This is a genomic window from Paenarthrobacter sp. PPS72 (genome assembly GCF_048537125.1).
GTDB lineage: Bacteria > Actinomycetota > Actinomycetes > Actinomycetales > Micrococcaceae > Arthrobacter > Arthrobacter nitroguajacolicus_E.
Genome location: NZ_JBLYIE010000112.1, coordinates 1 through 855 on the forward strand (window position 1 = coordinate 1; position 855 = coordinate 855).

General features: G+C 63.2%; 1 protein-coding gene. It reads right to left on the reverse strand.

What is annotated here, in order from left to right:
- Nucleotides 1–748, reverse strand: a 748-nt coding sequence (locus tag ACLRGI_RS23320) for an IS481 family transposase (protein ID WP_419203805.1), incomplete at its 3' end; no start/stop codon positions are given.
- Between the last annotated feature and the right edge of the window lie 107 nt (nucleotides 749–855).

Genomic DNA, 855 nt, shown 5'->3' on the forward strand with positions numbered 1-855 from the left:
GTTTGTGCTTGATCACCGTGCCCAGGGCGTCCTTGAACGCGTAGGAGCGGTAGCAGGAGCCGTTATCGGTCAACACACGTTTGACCGTGATTCCGCAGGATTCGAAGTAGGCGTTGGCGCGTTCCCAGAACCCGGCAGCGGTTTCCTTCTTCTCATCGGCCAGGATCTCGGTATAGGCGAGCCGGGAGTGGTCATCGACGGCGTTGTGCAGGAAAGCGTAGCCCGGTCGCCTATTCACCGCGGCACCGGTCTTGTTCCGGTTTCCGACGCTCCTGCCGACGCTGCGGTGTCCGCCGCCGTCAGGGATGCGTCCGAGTTTCTTGATGTCCACGTGGACCAGGTCCCCGGGATGGGTGTGCTCGTAACGGCGGATCACCCTGCCGGTGGCACGGTCCAGCCACGACAACCTTGCCAGCCCGAACCGGGACAGTACCCGGTGCACCGTGGACGGGTGAATGCCCAGCAGAAAACCGATCCTGGCAGGTCCCCAGCGGCGGTTGACCCGTATCGCGATGATCCGCCGCTCCCGGCGCGCAGGCGTCCGCTGAGGAGAGTTGACCGGCCGGCTGGAACGATCCTGCATGCCTGCCTCTCCGTGCTCACGGTAGCGGGCCGCCCACCGCGCCGCTGTCGTGACCGATACCTGAAAACGTTCAGCGGCCCGCCGCAGCGGCAACTTTCCATCAACGATGCACTGAGCCAGCCGGAGCCGACCCTTCGGCGTCAAGATCGCGTTAGCATGGGACATTGAAGACCTCCTTGTGAAGCGGACTCTTAGACAAGCCCCACTCCACTCGGAGGTCTTCTTTTTGTCACCTAACCACGCCGAGCGTTCCTAACGTCCGTGGTCAATAC